This is a genomic window from Cytobacillus sp. NJ13, from assembly GCA_030348385.1.
Classification (GTDB): Bacteria; Bacillota; Bacilli; order Bacillales; family Cytobacillaceae; genus Cytobacillus.
The window spans coordinates 3,207,501-3,226,761 of record JAUCFP010000006.1 but is presented as its reverse complement, the minus strand read 5'-3'; the positions used below and the strand labels follow the sequence as shown (position 1 = coordinate 3,226,761).

The 19,261-nt window shown below is 43.6% G+C and carries 11 protein-coding genes, 2 rRNA genes and 2 riboswitches (1 of these 15 running past the window's edge); all 13 genes read left to right on the top strand.

What is annotated here, in order from left to right:
- Window positions 1-61 precede the first annotated feature (61 nt).
- Window positions 62-613 carry a DUF5381 family protein gene (locus QUF73_16025; protein MDM5227688.1) on the top strand — a complete coding sequence of 184 codons (552 nt, stop codon included), beginning with the start codon at window positions 62-64 and terminating at the stop codon, window positions 611-613.
- Between the two features lie 213 nt (window positions 614-826).
- Window positions 827-1,378: a DUF5381 family protein gene (locus tag QUF73_16020; GenBank protein ID MDM5227687.1), complete on the top strand. Its 552-nt coding sequence runs from the start codon at window positions 827-829 to the stop codon at window positions 1,376-1,378.
- Between the two features lie 178 nt (window positions 1,379-1,556).
- Window positions 1,557-3,248 carry a transglutaminase-like domain-containing protein gene (locus tag QUF73_16015; GenBank protein ID MDM5227686.1) on the top strand — a complete coding sequence of 564 codons (1,692 nt, stop codon included), beginning with the start codon at window positions 1,557-1,559 and terminating at the stop codon, window positions 3,246-3,248.
- A 167-nt stretch (window positions 3,249-3,415) separates the two neighbouring features.
- On the top strand, window positions 3,416-4,873 hold the full coding sequence (locus QUF73_16010) for a hypothetical protein (protein ID MDM5227685.1): 1,458 nt from the start codon (window positions 3,416-3,418) through the stop codon (window positions 4,871-4,873).
- Between the two features lie 183 nt (window positions 4,874-5,056).
- On the top strand, window positions 5,057-6,013 hold the full coding sequence (locus QUF73_16005; protein ID MDM5227684.1) for a MoxR family ATPase: 957 nt from the start codon (window positions 5,057-5,059) through the stop codon (window positions 6,011-6,013).
- Window position 6,014: 1 nt separating this feature from the next.
- Window positions 6,015-7,229, top strand: coding sequence for a DUF58 domain-containing protein (locus QUF73_16000; protein MDM5227683.1), 1,215 nt, complete (start codon window positions 6,015-6,017; stop codon window positions 7,227-7,229).
- Window positions 7,229-9,433: a transglutaminaseTgpA domain-containing protein gene (locus tag QUF73_15995; protein MDM5227682.1), complete on the top strand. Its 2,205-nt coding sequence runs from the start codon at window positions 7,229-7,231 to the stop codon at window positions 9,431-9,433. Before QUF73_16000 ends, QUF73_15995 begins: the two co-directional genes overlap by 1 nt.
- 71 nt (window positions 9,434-9,504) lie before the next feature.
- Window positions 9,505-9,606: riboswitch (purine riboswitch) on the top strand.
- Window positions 9,607-9,828: 222 nt separating this feature from the next.
- The gene (gene guaA / locus QUF73_15990) at window positions 9,829-11,349 is read left to right on the top strand and encodes a glutamine-hydrolyzing GMP synthase (protein ID MDM5227681.1); all 1,521 of its coding nucleotides are present in this window, start codon (window positions 9,829-9,831) and stop codon (window positions 11,347-11,349) included.
- Window positions 11,350-11,434: 85 nt separating this feature from the next.
- A riboswitch (purine riboswitch) is annotated at window positions 11,435-11,536 on the top strand.
- 128 nt (window positions 11,537-11,664) lie between these two features.
- Complete coding sequence (locus QUF73_15985) at window positions 11,665-12,993, top strand: NCS2 family permease (GenBank protein MDM5227680.1); 1,329 nt, start codon at window positions 11,665-11,667, stop codon at window positions 12,991-12,993.
- 123 nt (window positions 12,994-13,116) lie between these two features.
- Entirely contained in the window at window positions 13,117-13,959 is an 843-nt protein-coding gene (locus QUF73_15980) for a PRD domain-containing protein (GenBank protein MDM5227679.1), read from the top strand.
- 214 nt (window positions 13,960-14,173) lie between these two features.
- A complete protein-coding gene (ptsG, locus tag QUF73_15975) occupies window positions 14,174-16,231 on the top strand; it encodes a glucose-specific PTS transporter subunit IIBC (GenBank protein MDM5227678.1) in 2,058 nt (685 codons plus the stop codon).
- Window positions 16,232-16,551: 320 nt separating this feature from the next.
- Window positions 16,552-18,101: ribosomal RNA gene (locus QUF73_15970) — 16S ribosomal RNA — on the top strand.
- Between the two features lie 307 nt (window positions 18,102-18,408).
- Window positions 18,409-19,261: ribosomal RNA gene (locus QUF73_15965) — 23S ribosomal RNA — on the top strand; it runs 2,083 nt beyond the window's last position.
- Together the 16S and 23S rRNA genes form the textbook arrangement of a ribosomal RNA operon.

The following is a 19,261-nucleotide window of genomic DNA, read 5'->3' as shown; positions in this document are numbered from 1 at the left end:
GTGTGAAATCTATCTCCTTTAGTATCTTTGCTTGGTTCAAAGGAGTGAGTATTGTTTGTCAATGATTCAGAAAAAAGGCGACAAGGTAATCATAAAAGGCTCTAAGTTCATGTATGTTTGGATGTTTTTGGCTACCGTTGGATTTTTGCTTGCATGTATCTTCTTAATCATTCATGGATTGAAATTCAATTCTAAATATTCTTTTCTCTATCTTGGCGGAGGAATCGTATTAACTCCCTTCTATCTTTATTTGACTATTTGGAGCCTGCCTGGATTAATGCCAGGAAAGATTTTGTTTAAAATACTCCCGGGAGAAAAGGGAACAGTTAATGCTAAAAAAGATACGGTATCTATAAGTAATATTTGTAATATCAATTTAGTCAGAAATCCTTTAAATTTAATCAATGATATTGTTATTGAAACATTCAATGATAAAAAGATTAAAATTAGAACGTATAATCTTCTTGGGGACTTAGATTATGAAATGATTGTAGATCAATACATTTATCCATATATGACTGAAGATGCAAAAAAGGTTTGGGATCGAAAGGTAGATCTTGAACGTCTTCGTAAAGTGGCAAGATACGAGAGAAAAGAGCCTAAAATTGATTAAGCTAAATTGAATCGTTCTCACAAGTTCTCTCATATGTGAGGTCTTTCTCAAGGGGGGAGTAAAAAGTGACTCCTTTTATTTTTCGGCAACAGGCTAATTATGAGCGCTTAGAACCTCTGCTTAATAAGGCATTTAGGTAAGTTATATGTTTGAATCGATCTCTTCTTCTTTAGCTTCTCTCTGTCTGATTCAAAGGGGGAGTATTAATTGTCAATGATTCAGAAAAAAGGCGACAAGGTAATCATAAAAGGCTCTAAGTTCATGTATGTATGGATGTTTTTGGCTACAGTTGGATTTTTGCTTGCATGTATCTTCTTAATCATTCATGGATTGAAATTTAATTCTAAATATTCTTTCCTCTATCTTGGTGGAGGAATTGTTTTAACTCCCTTCTATCTTCATTTGACTCTTTGGAGTCTGCCTGGATTAGTCCCAGGAAAGGTTTTACTAAAAATTGTTCCCAGAGAGAACGGAACAGTTATTGCCCCAAAATGCCTTGTTTTAATAAAGAACATCCGAAATATTGATTTGATAAGAAATCCAATAAATCTTATAAACGATATTGTTATTGAAACCTTCGATGATAAAAAAATAAAGATTCGCACCTATAATCTCTTGGATGATGGTGATTTTCAGGTAATTGTTGATCAATACATTTTTCCTTATATGACTGACAATGCCAGGAAAGTATGGGATCGGAAAATCGATCTGGATAAGTTAAGGGAAGAAGATAACTATGTTAGGCAGGAACATAGGATTGAGTAAAATTAATAGAAATACTTTTATATCTATCGATATTGAATTTTTTTAAAACAGTACTACAGAGAAGCTCTTTAAAGGTCTAACCCTATAAAGAGCTTTTGTTTTGAGATTCGTAATCTCTGAAACTGAAAAAGCATTACGCACGTATTAAAGTTAAGAAAGTTTAAAAAAGGAGGACACCATGCCAAGGAAAACCCCCATCACCCTATTAATGATAGTATTAACCAGTTTCCTCTTCCTCTCAGCCTGCAGCTCAGAAAGCAGTTCAGAGGCCAAAGCAGAGAAAAAGGAAGAAGACAAATATGAAAAACTGGTTAAAGAGAAAAACAAGGAACTCGAGCTTGAACCTCTGGAGCTGACTTCTTACAGCGAGGAAGTCGGAGGGGCTTTGAAGAATCCGGAATATAAGGAGTTTGCTGCAAATGGCCAGGTGGCTGTGCAGGGAGAGGTTGAGAAGTACTCTGACCTAAAATCAGACTATGCCTGGATCAAGGTTCGTTCCACAGAGGATGGACCGGCAGGGAACGATCTTGAATACTACACACCCATCAAAGAAGGGAAGTTCAAACAGAGTATCCGCTTATTTAATGGAGAAGGCGAGTATAAGGTAACCGTACAGCTTCCAAGCACGGATAGTGAGAATTACTATTATGATCTGGCCTCGTTCACTGTCCACAATGTAAATCCAACTGCGGAACGGGATGTGACGTTTACTCCGTTTGGCCAGGAGGCAGAACTGGATTTGGATATTGAATCAAGCTATATAAAAGGCAATGAAGTATTCAATTTAAAAGGGGAAGCAGGAAGCCTATCAGACAGCGATACGATCATGCTTAAGCTGAATAAGGAATCAGATATGTGGAAGCATGTCATACCGCTTAAGGACGGAAAGTTTTCCTATGAAGTGCCCTTATTCTATGGAAAAGGACTTCACGAGCTTGAGGTGCTTGTCCCTGACAAGGAAAGGGAAAATTACTATCAGACGGCCACAACCATCTTAATAGACAACGAGTCTGATAGGACGATGAGCCCTATCGAATATTCTAAAACGTATGAGGAGCGGGGAGTGGCGCTTGAATATCCTCAATATGGCGGGGAAGAATCTGACGGTGTATTTTCTGTAAAAGGAAAAATTGATCCGAAGGCAGAATTTGGTCCTGAAACCGATCATATTTACATTACCACTAAAAAGGGTGAGGACGAAGCCCTGGATGTTATCCCAGTAGAAGACTTCACTTTTGATGATTCGTTTTATTTAAGATTTGGCCCGGGCACATATGAAGTCACGTTAAGTGTTCCTGAAATTAAAGAAGAAAACAGTGATTATTTCCGTTATTATGGATTTGCCAAATTTGAGGTGGAATCTACCGGTGAGGATAAGCGTGACCTACTGCCTTCAAGAGGCGTTCAGTCAGATGCACTGCAAATTACTGAACTGGCGAAAGAACTGACAGAAGGCATAAGCAGTGAAAGGGAAAAAGCGAAGGCCGTCTATGATTATGTGGCGAAAACCGTTTCATATGATGTGAAAAAGCTGGAAACAGATGACTTCAGCTGGGATGATAGTGCACTGAAGACACTGGATTCCAAAACGGGCGTATGTCAGGATTATTCGTATCTTGCCATTGCCTTGCTGCGGGCCGGCAATATGGAAGCCCGTTTTGTCGAAGGGACAGCTTTCGGCGGATTTTGGCCTCAGAAGCATGCATGGGTGGAAGTGAAAGTGGATGGAAGCTGGCTCACTATGGATCCTACATGGGGAGCGGGATATATTAAAGACGATAAATTCGTGGCAGCTTTCAATGAAAAATACTTTGATCCGAATAAAGCAGAGTTTGAAAAAACACATAACCGCACAGGTGTATCCTATTAACTGCTATAAAGCCACGGGGCTTGTTCCTGTGGCTTTTTTCAATAACTTGGCCGCTTTTTTCCAAAAGAGTGGGAATTATATCGAAAGACCCTTCAATAAATATTCTGAAAATTGTAAAATCAAACTGACTGGGCTTCCGTCCGGATCTCTCTTAAGGAGGGAAAAGCTTGATAAAACAAATGGCAGGAGTGATGTTTTCTATGATGCTGATTTTCCCTGGTATGGTGAAGGCTGGCGGTTTTGGCGGTGATGACAGTGGAACTCCGGGTTATTGGTATGCTGGAGAAACACCTTCAAGCATTGATCCTTCCAAATCACCTCTTGTGTTTGTGCACGGCTATAATAATTCATCAGCTGTCTGGCATGAAGGGAATGATATGTACGAAGTGGCTTTGGCAAATGGGTATGAAACAGCATTCATTGACCTTCATCATGACCGTGATATGTGGACGAATGGTGCGATTCTGGCTGAAAAGATTCAAGAAATGTACCATCATTTCGGCGGAAAGAAGCTTGCAGTTATCGGCTATAGCAAAGGCGGGGTGGATATTCAGACAGCGCTTGTTCATTACAGTGCCCACCCGTATGTATCAAATGTCATCTCCCTCTCCTCACCCCATCATGGCACCCAGCTCGCAGATCTGGCTCACAGCAGCGCGGCCTGGTGGCTAGCTGCCCTCCTTGGCAACAATAATGAAGCAACCGAATCCCTGCAAACAGGCAATATGCAATACTTCCGAAGCCTTACAGATTCCCATCAGAATGCTGCAAAAAATCGATATTATACACTTGGCGGCACAAAATGGGGTTCATTTGGCAGCGCTTCCTATTGGGGAGGCTTATACCTGAGCCAGTATGGAAAAAGCGATGGCGTCGTTACGGCAGTTAATTCCCGCTTGCCTGGAGCATCCGTTGTTCAGGAAGGAAGCTGGAATCATACAACCATCCGGGAAGGATCCCATACATTTCCGGTTTTTAGGCCCTATACCACTATCACTCAGCCTGCTGCGGTTTTCTCACCAGCAAGCTCTGAATCCGCTGCCGGACAGCCTGGCACTCATTCTATTGTAAAAGGCGGGAAAGCTGTTAGTGCAATAAGCGAACAGTTTTCCGTGGAGGAAAATGTAGAATCTATCACCGTTTCTTTTTTAAGTGAAAAGAATTTGTCCGCTTTAAAATTGACCAGTCCGGATGGAAAGGAATATAAAACGAAAAAAGCTTATCAGGAAGAATCCGAGTTTTTCAAAGGAGCATGGGTTCATCAGTTTGAAATAGATTATCCTAAAGCGGGAAACTGGGTGCTAAAGGCTCCGGCAAATGCTTCGTATCTATACACTGTTGCACTGGACAGCCCGTTAAATGATAAAATTCTGGGCAAGTCTGCGAAAAGCCATAAAACCTTTAATACAAAATGGATCCTCTTCGGGTTTGATCCTTCAGGGAAAAAACTGAAGCAAAAAGCCAAAGGAGAAAAGGCTGGCCTCATGATCGAAAGCGATTTTACACATGAAGGTGTATACAATGTGACAACAGAAGTAAAAGGCCAGACTGAAAATGGAAAGCCGTTTGAAAGAACCATCATTGAATCTTTCTATGTAGATCAAAGTGGAAAACGATATAAGTAATGTGTTTTTGGCTGCTGAGAAGCAGTCTTTTTTTTATTAAAAACCCAGGGATAAGAGAGAATCATCCCTAAGAAAAACACAGGAGTTTCCAACGCGACAGCGAATATATAATAGGTTAGAATTAAATTAAAGATAATGTAAATTAATGGAATGCGAGATATAGATAAAGGGGAGAGATTTCACATGGATAGAAATCAAATGCACCCTGCAATTGAGAGGGTATTAGGAAATATTGAAAAAGTCATGATCGGCAAACGGGATGTCGCGGAATTAAGCTTAGTGGCACTTTTAGCAGAAGGCCATGTTTTGCTCGAGGATGTGCCGGGTGTCGGGAAAACGATGATGGTGCGTGCACTGGCTAAATCTGTCGGAGCCGCTTTTAAACGCATCCAGTTCACGCCTGATTTGCTGCCATCGGATGTGACAGGTGTATCCATTTATAATCCGAAGGAAATGGAATTTCAGTTCAGGCCCGGTCCCCTTATGGGCAATATTATTTTAGCAGACGAAATCAACAGAACCTCTCCCAAGACGCAATCCGCTCTCCTTGAAGGGATGGAAGAAAGCAGCGTAACCATCGACGGAGTGACACATCGCCTTGAGAAACCCTTCTTCGTTATGGCAACGCAAAATCCGATCGAGTATGAAGGAACTTATCCGCTTCCGGAAGCCCAGCTGGACCGATTCCTGTTAAAAATGAAAATGGGTTATCCTGATATCGCTGATGAGATGGAGGTCCTGAATCGGGCGCAGCGGATCCCGCCGATAGAAGATCTGGAATCTGTAATGGATTTGGCTGAATTGCGCTCACTCCAGCAGGAAATTAAAGAAGTGCATGTCGATCAAACGATTAAACGCTATATTGTGGAAATTGCCAATCAGACCAGAAACCATAGCAGTGTGTATTTAGGGGCAAGCCCCCGCGGTTCGATTGCTTTAATGAAAGCAGCCCAGGCTTACGCTTTCATGTATGGCCGGGATTATGTTCTTCCGGATGATATTCAGTATTTAGCGCCTGCTGTTTTTGTCCACCGGATTATTTTAAGGTCTGAGGCAAAATTTGAGGGCATTACCGCTGAAGAAGTAGTAGAACGGGTCATTGCCAGGGTTTCTGTTCCTGTACAAAGGTTAGCGAAGTAAAATGAAACAGCTGTTAAATACAATGAAAGATGTCTGGAAGCTGATTGTGTTATTTCTGCTTATTCTGTTCGCCTTTTCATATGCGATGTTTCAGGGCGGCTTCGTAAGCTGGTTTTTATTTTACAGCTTTCTTCCTTTTGCTCTTTACGCACTTGGTTTATCGTTTTATTCTTTAAACGACTTTAAGGTGGAGCGGATCATGCCGAAAACAGAATTCAATGCAGGTGAACAGGCAGTTATTACCTTGAAGATAACCAGAAGGACAGCTTTACCCTTATTGTATTTGGTCATTGAGGATGAGATGAGTGAACAGCTTCAGCACGCCAGGAAATCAAACGAGGCAAAGCGTTTTTTATTTCCTGGGTTCCAGAAGGAAATGTCCCTTCAATACAGAATTAATAGCCTGCCGAGGGGGGAGCATTTTTTTGCCTCCATCCGTATGAAAACAGGTGATCTGCTCGGTTTAATTGAAAAAGAAAGGCTAGCCCCTGCTGAGAGCCGGATGATCGTCTACCCGGCATATGAGGAAATCATTTATAAGCCTATGGCACATCATTATGATCAGGGAATGACTGCTTCAAAAGAGCGGGTGCAAAGGGATACTTCCATGGCCATCGGCATCAGGGAGTATCGGCCGGGAGACAGATTCTCCTGGATTAACTGGAAAGCTACCGCTAAGCGGAATGATATTATGACCAAAGAATTTGAACAAAGGCAATCGCATGACGTCTATATCCTCATGGACTGTGCACCGGATAGCCGATTTGAGGCGATCGTTTCGTTTACAGCCTCCATTGTGAGGGCGATTCTCCGCAAAGGAGCACAGACTGGCTTTTTGACCTCAGCAGAAACGCGGACAGCTTTTCCAATCAGAGGCGGGGAAGCGCACCAGCTCCAGCTGTTTTATCATTTGGCAAAAATAAAGGATGATTCTGCAGCAGCAGTGGACCGGGTTCTTGAAGCAGAGCATTTTCTTTTACAGCAGAACAGTCAGCTGATGGTTATTACAGCGCAATTAACAAAAGCGCTTATAGAGAAAGCCAGTTTTTTCACGTCCAAGAAAGGGATTGTCACTATATTTCTAATGAAAAATGAGGATGAAGCTCCTTCCAGTGATGAACTGCTGCTCAAAACCTCCGCTAATGCGAGGGGAATCAGGGTAGTTTTAGTTCATAACGGACAGTTTGCAGATGTGTTTTCGGGGGTGAGCAAGTGATGAGTTCTCCAAAGGTACAGAAAGATCTTACCTCCTTTCTCCTTTATGTTCTGGGATTTTTCTTATTATGGGAATGGCTTCGTCCAGTTGAAGAGCTGACGGATACATCCAATGTAATTGTTTTCCTCGTGTTCCTTATACTGTCGCTTCTGCTGGCTTTTTTCGGTGTCAGCCCTGTGTTAAGCGGGTTTATAAAGGTGCTTTATATTCTCTATGAACTGCATTATTTGTACTTTGAGGGATCGTTTTTCCAATTTTCATGGATATCTTTATTTGCATCGGACATGGTGCACAACTTTGGTTTAATAGCTGATAGAGAATGGCCGGGCATGACAAATTTATTCAGAACCCTTCTCTTTTTTATTCTGCTGTGGCTGATGACTTATTTGATTCAGTACTGGCTGATCAATCGCAGGCGGATTTTCATTTTCTTTTTTATGACACTCATTTATATAACTGTATTGGATACCTTTACGCCTTACACGGCAGATGCGGCGATTGTCAGGACAGTTATTGCGGGCTTTGCGGTTATGGGCATCTTAACGTTCAACCGTCTTCTGGATCAGGAAGGGCTGAAAAAAGAAGCCTCCCTGTCGCGCAAATGGATGATTCCGCTGACCGCTCTGATCGCACTAAGTACTGGCTTAGGGTTTGCAGCTCCTAAGGCAGAACCGATATGGCCCGATCCTGTTCCGTTTATTAAGTCCTATGGAAAAAATAGCGGCGGTGATGGCCCGGGTATTCAGAAAATCGGCTATGGTGAAGATGATTCCCGTCTTGGCGGCCCTTTTATAGGAGATAACGCTGTGGTTTTCAGGGCGGAAGTGGAGTCCCGCCATTACTGGAAGGTTGAAACAAAAGATACTTATACAGGCAAAGGATGGGTTACATCCCAGGCTGAAGGAGAATATCTTCGGTTTGGAATGGGAGAAGAAATCCCGGTTACATCGTTCATCGATAACGATGCAATTGAAACCACTGAAGAAGTAAGCTCCGTTTATACTTTTATGAATTACCCTCATTTGGTGTATCCATTAGGGTTGCATAATATTGAAGCTGCACCGTTCATTACCTATGAACTGGAAACGGCCACTGAAAAGATTCGGACATTGGAGGACGGACGGCCATTTGCATTGGAAGAATATAAATTAGGCTTCAAGGTACCTGAATACAGTGTGACTGCAATGAAGGCAGCCGGGGCAAATGCGGAATCACTGCCTGAAGAATTTATGGCACGATATACACAGCTGCCTGAAGACTTGCCTGAAAGAGTCAGGGAACTTGCTCTGGAAATTACTCAAGAGGAACCGGACTGGTTTGAAAAAGCAAGGGAGCTTGAGAGGTATTTCCGAAGGGCAGAATATACCTACAGCCAGACAGATGTAGCTGTTCCAGATGAAAATGAAGATTATGTGGACCAGTTTTTATTTGATACCAAACAAGGATATTGCGACAACTTCTCCTCCTCTATGGTGGTAATGGCCAGATCCATTGGATTGCCGGCAAGATGGGTGAAGGGCTATACAGAAGGAGAATTCAAGCAGTCATTAGGGTCTGGTCTTCGCTTGTTTGAGGTAACAAATAACAATGCCCATTCATGGGTGGAAATCTATTTCCCTGAGATGGGCTGGGTTTCATTTGAACCAACTCAGGGGTTCAATAATAATGTACAATTTAACTTTGACACCCCAGGCCAAGATACGAGCCAGCCGGAAGCAGTAAAGCCAAACGAGACTGAGACTCCTGTTAAGCCGGAAATGCCTGAAGAAACAGCGGCGAAAAAATCGCCGTTTTCGATAAAAGAACTTTGGGACAATCTGGGAACTTTCTTAAAAGATAATTGGAAAGTAATCGGAGCAGCCATATTGGCAGCTGGTGTTCTTGTTTTCGTGCTTTTCCAAAAGAGGGGCAAATGGATGCCGCATTATTTTATTTGGAGATTTAAAAAGACAAAGGATGATGAGCATTTCCCTAAGGCTTATCTAATTCTTTTAAAAGAATTGGACCGCTACGGACTAAAGCGGAAAAACGGCCAAACCTTAAGGGAGTATGCCAAATATATCGACAGCTTTTTCTCAACAGGGGAAATGAGCAGGCTGACAGCCCGCTACGAAGAACTTGTTTACAGGGGAGTTCTAAAAGAAGGAAGCTGGAATGACACGAAGGAATTGTGGGAAAATTTAATTAAAAAGACAATAGCTTGACCGGGATTTGGGGCTGTTGTTACAATAGGCAAATAAGACAGCGGCATATTGTTCGGTTTTTGCCGCGTATTACAATTAAATCATGCAACCTTCATATATCCTCGATAATATGGTTCGAAAGTCTCTACCGGATCGCCGTAAATGATCTGACTATGAAGGCAGAAGAAGCTTTTTGCTATACGTGAAAACCGGAATTCTGCCTTCACTTTTTTTTTGTGGAGAAAGAGTTCCGGTTTTATTATTGTCCAGCTTCTGGCTGGCAGTTATATATGAGATTGCAAAGAAATTATATTTTTACTAGATATTTTACCTGCAGGAGAGAAGACTAAAAGTAATATAACAAATTTAATGAGGTGAACAGTGTGACGGGGAAAACAGAACTTCAAAATCAAGAAATGATCGTAGTGCTGGACTTTGGAAGCCAGTACAATCAGTTAATTACACGCAGAATCCGTGAGTTTGGCGTATACAGTGAGCTGCATCCGCATACGATTACAGCTGCGGAAATCAAAGAAATGAATCCAAAAGGGATTATTTTCTCGGGCGGGCCTAACAGTGTTTATGGCGAAAATGCTTTCCGCTGTGATGAAGAAATTTTTGAACTGGGCTTGCCGATTTTCGGAATCTGCTATGGCATGCAGCTGATGACGATGCATTTTGATGGTAAAGTAGAGCCTGCCAAACACCGTGAATACGGAAAGGCGATCATGAAGATTGAAAATGAATCCAAATTGTTTACAGATCTGCCTAGAGAACAGACAGTCTGGATGAGCCATGGCGATCTTGTCGTAGAGGCTCCAGCTGGTTTTACAGTAGATGGTACAAATCCATCATGCCCGATTGCTGCAATGAGCAATGAAGAACGCGGTTTATACGCTGTTCAATTCCACCCTGAGGTGCGCCATTCAGTTCACGGAAACGATATGCTGAAAAACTTTGTGTTCGGCGTTTGCGGCTGTACAGGCGATTGGTCAATGGAAAACTTCATTGAAATTGAAATGGAGAAGATCCGCCAGGAAGTTGGAGATAAAAAAGTTCTTTGCGCATTAAGCGGCGGTGTGGATTCATCTGTTGTTGCCGTCCTTATTCATAAAGCAATCGGCGACCAGCTAACTTGTATATTCGTGGATCACGGCCTGCTGAGAAAAGATGAAGCAGAAGGCGTCATGAAGACATTTGCTGATGGCTTTAATATGAATGTTATTAAAGTGGATGCCCAGGAGCGCTTTATGAATAAGCTTAAAGGTGTTAGCGATCCTGAACAAAAGCGAAAAATTATCGGCAACGAATTCATCTATGTATTCGATGATGAAGCTGCTAAGCTTAAAGGCATTGATTTCCTTGCACAGGGGACTCTCTACACAGATATTATTGAAAGCGGAACAGCTACTGCGCAAACCATTAAATCTCACCATAATGTAGGCGGACTTCCTGAAGATATGCAGTTCAAGCTGATCGAGCCGCTTAACACTCTGTTTAAAGATGAGGTGCGTGCGCTGGGAACAGAGCTTGGCATTCCGGATGAAATTGTTTGGAGACAGCCATTCCCTGGTCCGGGATTAGGTATCCGCGTACTTGGGGAAATCTCAGAAGATAAGCTTGAAATTGTGCGCGAGTCTGATGCCATACTACGCGAGGAAATCCAAAAGGCAGGGCTTGATCGCGACATTTGGCAATACTTCACAGTTTTGCCTGATATCCGCAGTGTCGGTGTAATGGGAGATGCCCGGACTTATGATTATACCATTGGAATCCGTGCGGTAACTTCAATTGACGGCATGACTTCTGACTGGGCACGTATCCCATGGGATGTACTGGAGATTATTTCAACAAGGATCGTTAATGAAGTATCGCATGTCAACAGAGTGGTTTACGATATTACGAGCAAGCCTCCTGCAACAATTGAGTGGGAATAAAATACGAACATTAAGAAAACGCGGACATGAAAATGTTCGCGTTTTCTATTGACTGGGACTTTTTGAGGTGCTATGATAAAGAAGAATTAAATATGTCGTTTTACGTCGTATAATATTGGGGATATGGCCCAAAAGTTTCTACCGAGCTGCCGTAAATAGCTTGACTACGAGGTAAGTGCAGATAGGGATGTTTTTTTTGCCATTATTTTACTTTGTTTCCCCTATTGAAAGCACGAGCCTAGTTGTCAATGCTCCGGTACTCAAACCGGAGTTTTTTTATTTTATAAAATATAGACAGCAATAGGGGGAAGAGAAATGAAGAAGTACTTCCAGTTTGAAGAACTTGGAACGAACTATCGCCGTGAATTCCTTGGCGGACTTACAACTTTTTTAGCAATGGCTTATATCTTAGTCGTTAATCCGATCACTTTATCATTAATGGATATACCGGATCTGCCTGACACCATGCGAATGGACTATGGTGCCGTATTCGTGGCAACTGCAGTAGCCGCGGCTATTGGATCTCTGTTAATGGGGGTATTAGCCAAGTATCCAATTGCACTAGCACCAGGTATGGGGTTAAATGCATTTTTTGCTTATACTGTTGTTTTAACGATGGGAATTCCATGGCAGCATGCATTAGGCGGGGTTCTTATCTCAGGGATTATCTTTATCATTTTATCCCTTTCCGGTTTGCGTGAAAAAATTATTAACTCGATTCCTGCAGAATTAAAGTATGCGGTCAGTGCCGGAATCGGATTGTTTATTACATTTGTCGGTGCTCAAAGCGCAGGGCTGATTGTCAATAATGATGCAGTTCTTGTAGGATTAGGCGATTTTACTGATGGGAATGTGCTTCTGGCTATTTTCGGGATCATCATCACTGTAATTCTGATGACAAAAGGTGTTAATGGCGGAATTTTTATAGGAATGGTACTCACGACGATTGTTGGGATGATTGCCGGCTTGATTGACGTACCAGGAAAGGTTGTTGATTCCGTGCCAAGTGTAGCTCCAACGTTTGGAGCGGCATTCGGGGCATACAGTGACCCTTCATTCTTCTCAACAAGCATGCTTGTCGTTGTTCTGACATTCCTATTCGTTGACTTCTTTGATACAGCGGGAACTTTAGTGGGTGTTGCCAACCAGGCGGGATTAATGAAAGAAAATAAATTGCCCCGCGCAGGTAAAGCGCTTCTGGCGGACTCCACAGCAACTGTCGTTGGTGCGATATTCGGAACATCCACGACAACTTCTTTCATTGAGTCCTCATCAGGGGTTGCGGCAGGTGCGAGAACAGGATTTGCATCGATTGTCACAGCAGGGTTCTTCCTGTTATCATTATTCTTCTTCCCGTTATTAGAAGTCATCACTTCTGCGGTGACAGCTCCGGCACTGATCATTGTCGGTGTATTGATGGTTGCATCATTAGGCAACATTGATTGGACGAAGTTTGAAATTGCAGTTCCGGCATTCCTTACCATTATTGCAATGCCATTGACTTACAGTATCGCAACAGGTATTGCAATCGGATTTATTTTCTATCCAATCACCATGATTGTAAAAGGAAGAATCAAAGAGATTCACCCAATCATGTATGGGCTGTTCGTCATATTTGTTTTGTATTTCGTTTTCCTGAAGTAATATTATGAATAGGGCCCGCTTCAATGCGGGTCTCTTTTTATTTTATTCAAATCAATACGTTGACTTCCCGGACAGGCTTTAATACCATGAGAGTACATTTGTTTAATGGGCGGGGAGAAGAGAATGGGTGAGTATAAGGTAAAAAAAGTGCTTAATAATAATGTCCTCATTGGCAGCCACGAGTCATTTGGAGAAGTTGTCCTTATCGGCAAGGGGATTGGGTTCAGCCGGAAGCCAGGCCAGCCAATCGACTCTAATTTGGTTGAAAAGCTCTTTGTGCTTAAAAATGAAAAAGAGCAGGAGAATTATATTAAACTGATGCCTTTTGTGGATAATGAATTGCTTGAATCAATTATCTCCTCGATTCAATTGATTAAACAAAGGGCGAATTCCATGCTTAATGAACATATTCATGTTGCGTTAACTGATCACTTGATGTTTGCAATAACGCGTCTGAAAAAAGGGATGGAAATGAAAAACCCTTTTCTTATCGAAACCAAGACTCTCTACCCATTTGAATACGAAATTGCCCATGAAGTAGTGAATCTTATAGGACAGCGGACCGGCATTTATTTGCCTGAAGGGGAGATTGGGTTCATTGCCCTCCATGTTCACAGTGCTGTGATGAACCGCGATTTATCCGAAGTCAATCAGCATTCTCAGCTGGTAACCCATCTCGTGAATATGATTGAAGAACAGCTGGACATTAAGATTAATAAAGACAGCATCGATTATATGAGGCTTGTCCGCCATATCCGATTCACCATTGAACGGGTAAACAAAGGCGAGGTGGTTGAAGAGCCGGAAAAAATAACTTCCCTCTTGAAAGAAGAATATCCGGTATGCTACAATCTCTCTTGGAAGCTCATTAAAGTAATGCAGCAAACATTAAAAAAACCAGTCTTTAATGCAGAAGCTGTTTATCTGACAATGCATCTGCAAAGGCTTCAAAAGAAAATAAATTAAGTATCTTGTCCAGATACAGGCAAGTCTTTACGTGTTACTGATTCGATCAGGCATGAGTGAAGAAAGGTAATTGAATTTAGGTAAAAAGGGTATGATACCCTTGTATACACCTGAATTCTATCCTTTTTTTCCTCATGCCTTTTTTATTTTTTTTTAATGCTTGCCGCTATTAAATGAAAACGCTTAATGAGTAAAAACTTTAGGGGGTTAACATATGTTTAAAAAAGTATTTGGCGTCCTGCAAAAAGTCGGAAAAGCTTTAATGCTTCCACTAGCATTACTGCCGGCAGCGGGTATACTGCTCGCTATCGGTGCGGCTCTGCAAAATCCGGCGCTGCTTGAGCTGGCTCCATTCCTGGATAACAGCGGAGTTGAAATCGTCGCTCAGGTTATGCAAAAAGCAGGAGATATCGTTTTTGCCAACCTGCCTGTTCTATTTGCAGTTGGTGTAGCAGTTGGTTTGGCCGGCGGTGAAGGTGTAGCTGCGCTTGCTGCCATTATCGGCTATCTAATTATGAATGTGACAATGGGTACGGCTGCAGGAATTACTGCAGAGGATGTAAATGGGCTTAACTATGCAAACATCTTAGGAATCCCAACTCTGCAGACAGGTGTATTCGGCGGTATCATTGTTGGTATTATCGCCGCTGCATTGTATAACAAGTTTTTTGAAATCGAACTTCCATCATATTTAGGATTCTTTGCCGGAAAGCGTTTCGTTCCGATTATTACGGCTGCAACGTCTGTAGTCCTTGGCTTGCTGATGCTGGTTATCTGGCCGCCAATCCAGGAAGGGCTAAATGCTTTCTCTCAAAACATGGTTCATGCGAACTTGACTCTATCAGCGTTTATTTTTGGATTAATTGAACGCTCATTAATTCCGTTTGGTCTTCATCATATTTTCTACTCTCCATTCTGGTATGAATTTGGACAGTATGTAACGAATGCAGGTGAAACGGTTCGAGGTGACCAGCGTATTTTCATGGCGCAAATCAGTGATAATGTACAAAACCTTACTGCAGGTACATTCATGACTGGTAAATTCCCTTTCATGATGTTCGGTCTTCCTGCCGCTGCATTAGCAATTTATCATGAGGCACGCCCGGAAAAGAAAGTGGTAGTCGGAGGCCTTATGGCATCTGCGGCGTTAACTTCTTTCTTAACAGGTATTACAGAGCCGCTGGAGTTCTCATTCTTATTCGTAGCTCCTATCCTGTTTGCGGTTCACGCAGTGTTTGCGGGTCTGTCATTCATGACCATGCATCTCTTGGATGTGAAAATCGGCATGACTTTCTCAGGCGGTTTGATTGACTATATTCTATTCGGTTTAATCAACCCTCAGACAAATGCCTGGATTGTCATTCCGGTTGGATTAGTATTTGCTGTGATCTATTACTTTGGCTTCCGATTTGCCATCCGCAAATTTAATTTAATGACTCCGGGCCGTGAAGAAGCAGAAGATGAAGAAACAGCTTCTTCAGGTAAAGGCGGAGATCTTCCATATGAAGTTCTTGATGCTATGGGCGGACAAGAAAACATCGCTCATCTTGATGCATGTATTACTCGTCTTCGTGTATCAGTAAACGATATTAAAAATGTAGATAAAGAACGCTTAAAAAAACTTGGTGCATCTGGAGTACTGGAAGTAGGAAACAACATCCAGGCTATCTTTGGCCCAAGATCTGAAACAATCAAAGGACAAATGAAAGATATCATGAGCGGCAAAAGACCGCGCGCGGTTGAAAAAGCTCCGGAAGGCGGAGTTGAACAGCAAATTGAAGAAGTAAATCCTGAAGCTCTTCAGACTGAGCACAAGGAAGAGCTTTTCATTTCACCGATCAAAGGAGAAATCAAACCAATCACAGAAGTACCTGACGCTGTATTCTCAGGTAAAATGATGGGTGATGGTTTTGCGATTGTACCTGCAGAAGGAACTGTTGTATCACCGGTAGATGGGAAAATCGTTAACATGTTCCCGACAAAGCATGCAATCGGCATCCTTTCAGATTCAGGCCGCGAAATCCTTATCCATGTAGGTATTGATACAGTAAACCTGAAAGGTCAGGGATTTGAAGCGTTAGTTGCTGAAAATGACCGTGTAGAAGCAGGGCAGCCGCTGTTGAAAGTGGATCTTGATTATATCGAGAAAAATGCAACTTCTATCATCACGCCAATCGTATTTACAAACCTTCAGCAGGGTGAAGGGATCAAGATTAATAAGCCAGGCGCTGTTGATCTAAAAGAAAAAGAAATCATTGTCATCTCCAAATAGTAATATATATAGAAGAAACCAGCTGCGATTTAACGCAGCTGGTTTCTTCTGATTTAAATGCATAATAAAATCTTTTTAGTTTTTACGAATATCTTGTTGACCATATGGGCAACAGGTGTTATTATAGAAAAACAGTCGCTTGAGACGTTAACAAGATTTGATAGTTTTAAAAAAGTTGTTGACGAAGTGATTGAGAAATGATATATTAATAAAGTCGCTTCTGAGCGGCGGATTGATCTTTGAAAACTGAACGAACAAAAACGTCAACGTTAATTCTTTAGTCTTTTTTGAAAAGACAACTTATGAGCTTAATCAACTCTTATATGGAGAGTTTGATCCTGGCTCAGGACGAACGCTGGCGGCGTGCCTAATACATGCAAGTCGAGCGGACAGATGGGAGCTTGCTCCCTGAAGTCAGCGGCGGACGGGTGAGTAACACGTGGGCAACCTGCCTGTAAGACTGGGATAACTCCGGGAAACCGGGGCTAATACCGGATAATTCTTTCCCTTACATGAGGGAAAGCTGAAAGATGGTTTCGGCTATCACTTACAGATGGGCCCGCGGCGCATTAGCTAGTTGGTGAGGTAACGGCTCACCAAGGCGACGATGCGTAGCCGACCTGAGAGGGTGATCGGCCACACTGGGACTGAGACACGGCCCAGACTCCTACGGGAGGCAGCAGTAGGGAATCTTCCGCAATGGACGAAAGTCTGACGGAGCAACGCCGCGTGAGTGATGAAGGTTTTCGGATCGTAAAACTCTGTTGTTAGGGAAGAACAAGTACCGGAGTAACTGCCGGTACCTTGACGGTACCTAACCAGAAAGCCACGGCTAACTACGTGCCAGCAGCCGCGGTAATACGTAGGTGGCAAGCGTTGTCCGGAATTATTGGGCGTAAAGCGCGCGCAGGCGGTTCCTTAAGTCTGATGTGAAAGCCCCCGGCTCAACCGGGGAGGGTCATTGGAAACTGGGGAACTTGAGTGCAGAAGAGAAGAGTGGAATTCCACGTGTAGCGGTGAAATGCGTAGAGATGTGGAGGAACACCAGTGGCGAAGGCGACTCTTTGGTCTGTAACTGACGCTGAGGCGCGAAAGCGTGGGGAGCAAACAGGATTAGATACCCTGGTAGTCCACGCCGTAAACGATGAGTGCTAAGTGTTAGAGGGTTTCCGCCCTTTAGTGCTGCAGCAAACGCATTAAGCACTCCGCCTGGGGAGTACGGCCGCAAGGCTGAAACTCAAAGGAATTGACGGGGGCCCGCACAAGCGGTGGAGCATGTGGTTTAATTCGAAGCAACGCGAAGAACCTTACCAGGTCTTGACATCTCCTGACAACCCTAGAGATAGGGCGTTCCCCTTCGGGGGACAGGATGACAGGTGGTGCATGGTTGTCGTCAGCTCGTGTCGTGAGATGTTGGGTTAAGTCCCGCAACGAGCGCAACCCTTGATCTTAGTTGCCAGCATTCAGTTGGGCACTCTAAGGTGACTGCCGGTGACAAACCGGAGGAAGGTGGGGATGACGTCAAATCATCATGCCCCTTATGACCTGGGCTACACACGTGCTACAATGGATGGTACAAAGGGCTGCGAGACCGCGAGGTTAAGCGAATCCCATAAAACCATTCTCAGTTCGGATTGCAGGCTGCAACTCGCCTGCATGAAGCCGGAATCGCTAGTAATCGCGGATCAGCATGCCGCGGTGAATACGTTCCCGGGCCTTGTACACACCGCCCGTCACACCACGAGAGTTTGTAACACCCGAAGTCGGTGGGGTAACCATTTGGAGCCAGCCGCCTAAGGTGGGACAGATGATTGGGGTGAAGTCGTAACAAGGTAGCCGTATCGGAAGGTGCGGCTGGATCACCTCCTTTCTAAGGATATTTACATGAAACGTGACGCGTTTTGTTCGTTCAGTTTTGAGAGTTCAATCTCTCATTGAAAGATTTGTTCTTTGAAAACTAGATAATGTTAATGAAGAAGCAATAACCGAGTAATCGCCATCTTAGTTTTTTTCTCTTATTATTGTTTTAAAACAACGTAAGAGCACAAACCATGAGGACGATGAGCGGCAAGGAGATCAAGGAAGCGACCGAGTGAGCACCGGAGCGTACTTCAGTACGTGAGGAGCGGAGCGAGAGAGCTGACGCAGAGATCCGCAGTCGATCAGCGGCCGAAGTAGGTTAAGTTAGAAAGGGCGCACGGTGAATGCCTTGGCACTAGGAGCCGATGAAGGACGGTACTAACACCGATATGCTTCGGGGAGCTGTAAGTAAGCTTTGATCCGGAGATTTCCGAATGGGGGAACCCCCTATCCGTAATGGGATAGGATCTTTACCTGAATACATAGGGTATTGAAGGCAGACCCGGGGAACTGAAACATCTAAGTACCCGGAGGAAGAGAAAGCAAACGCGATTCCCTGAGTAGCGGCGAGCGAAACGGGATTAGCCCAAACCAGGAGGCTTGCCTCCTGGGGTTGTAGGACACTCTACACGGAGTTACAAAGGAACGAGGTAAATGAACAGGTCTGGAAAGGCCGGCCAGAGAAGGTAAAAGCCCTGTAGTTGAAACTTCGTTCCCTCCAGAGTGGATCCTGAGTACGGCGGGACACGAGAAATCCCGTCGGAAGCAGGGAGGACCATCTCCCAAGGCTAAATACTCCCTAGTGACCGATAGTGAACCAGTACCGTGAGGGAAAGGTGAAAAGCACCCCGGAAGGGGAGTGAAAGAGATCCTGAAACCGTGTGCCTACAAGTAGTTAGAGCCCGTTAATGGGTGATAGCGTGCCTTTTGTAGAATGAACCGGCGAGTTACGATTACATGCGAGGTTAAGTTGAAGAGACGGAGCCGCAGCGAAAGCGAGTCTGAATAGGGCGAATGAGTATGTGGTCGTAGACCCGAAACCAGGTGATCTACCCATGTCCAGGGTGAAGTCCAGGTAACACTGGATGGAGGCCCGAACCCACGCACGTTGAAAAGTGCGGGGATGAGGTGTGGGTAGCGGAGAAATTCCAATCGAACTTGGAGATAGCT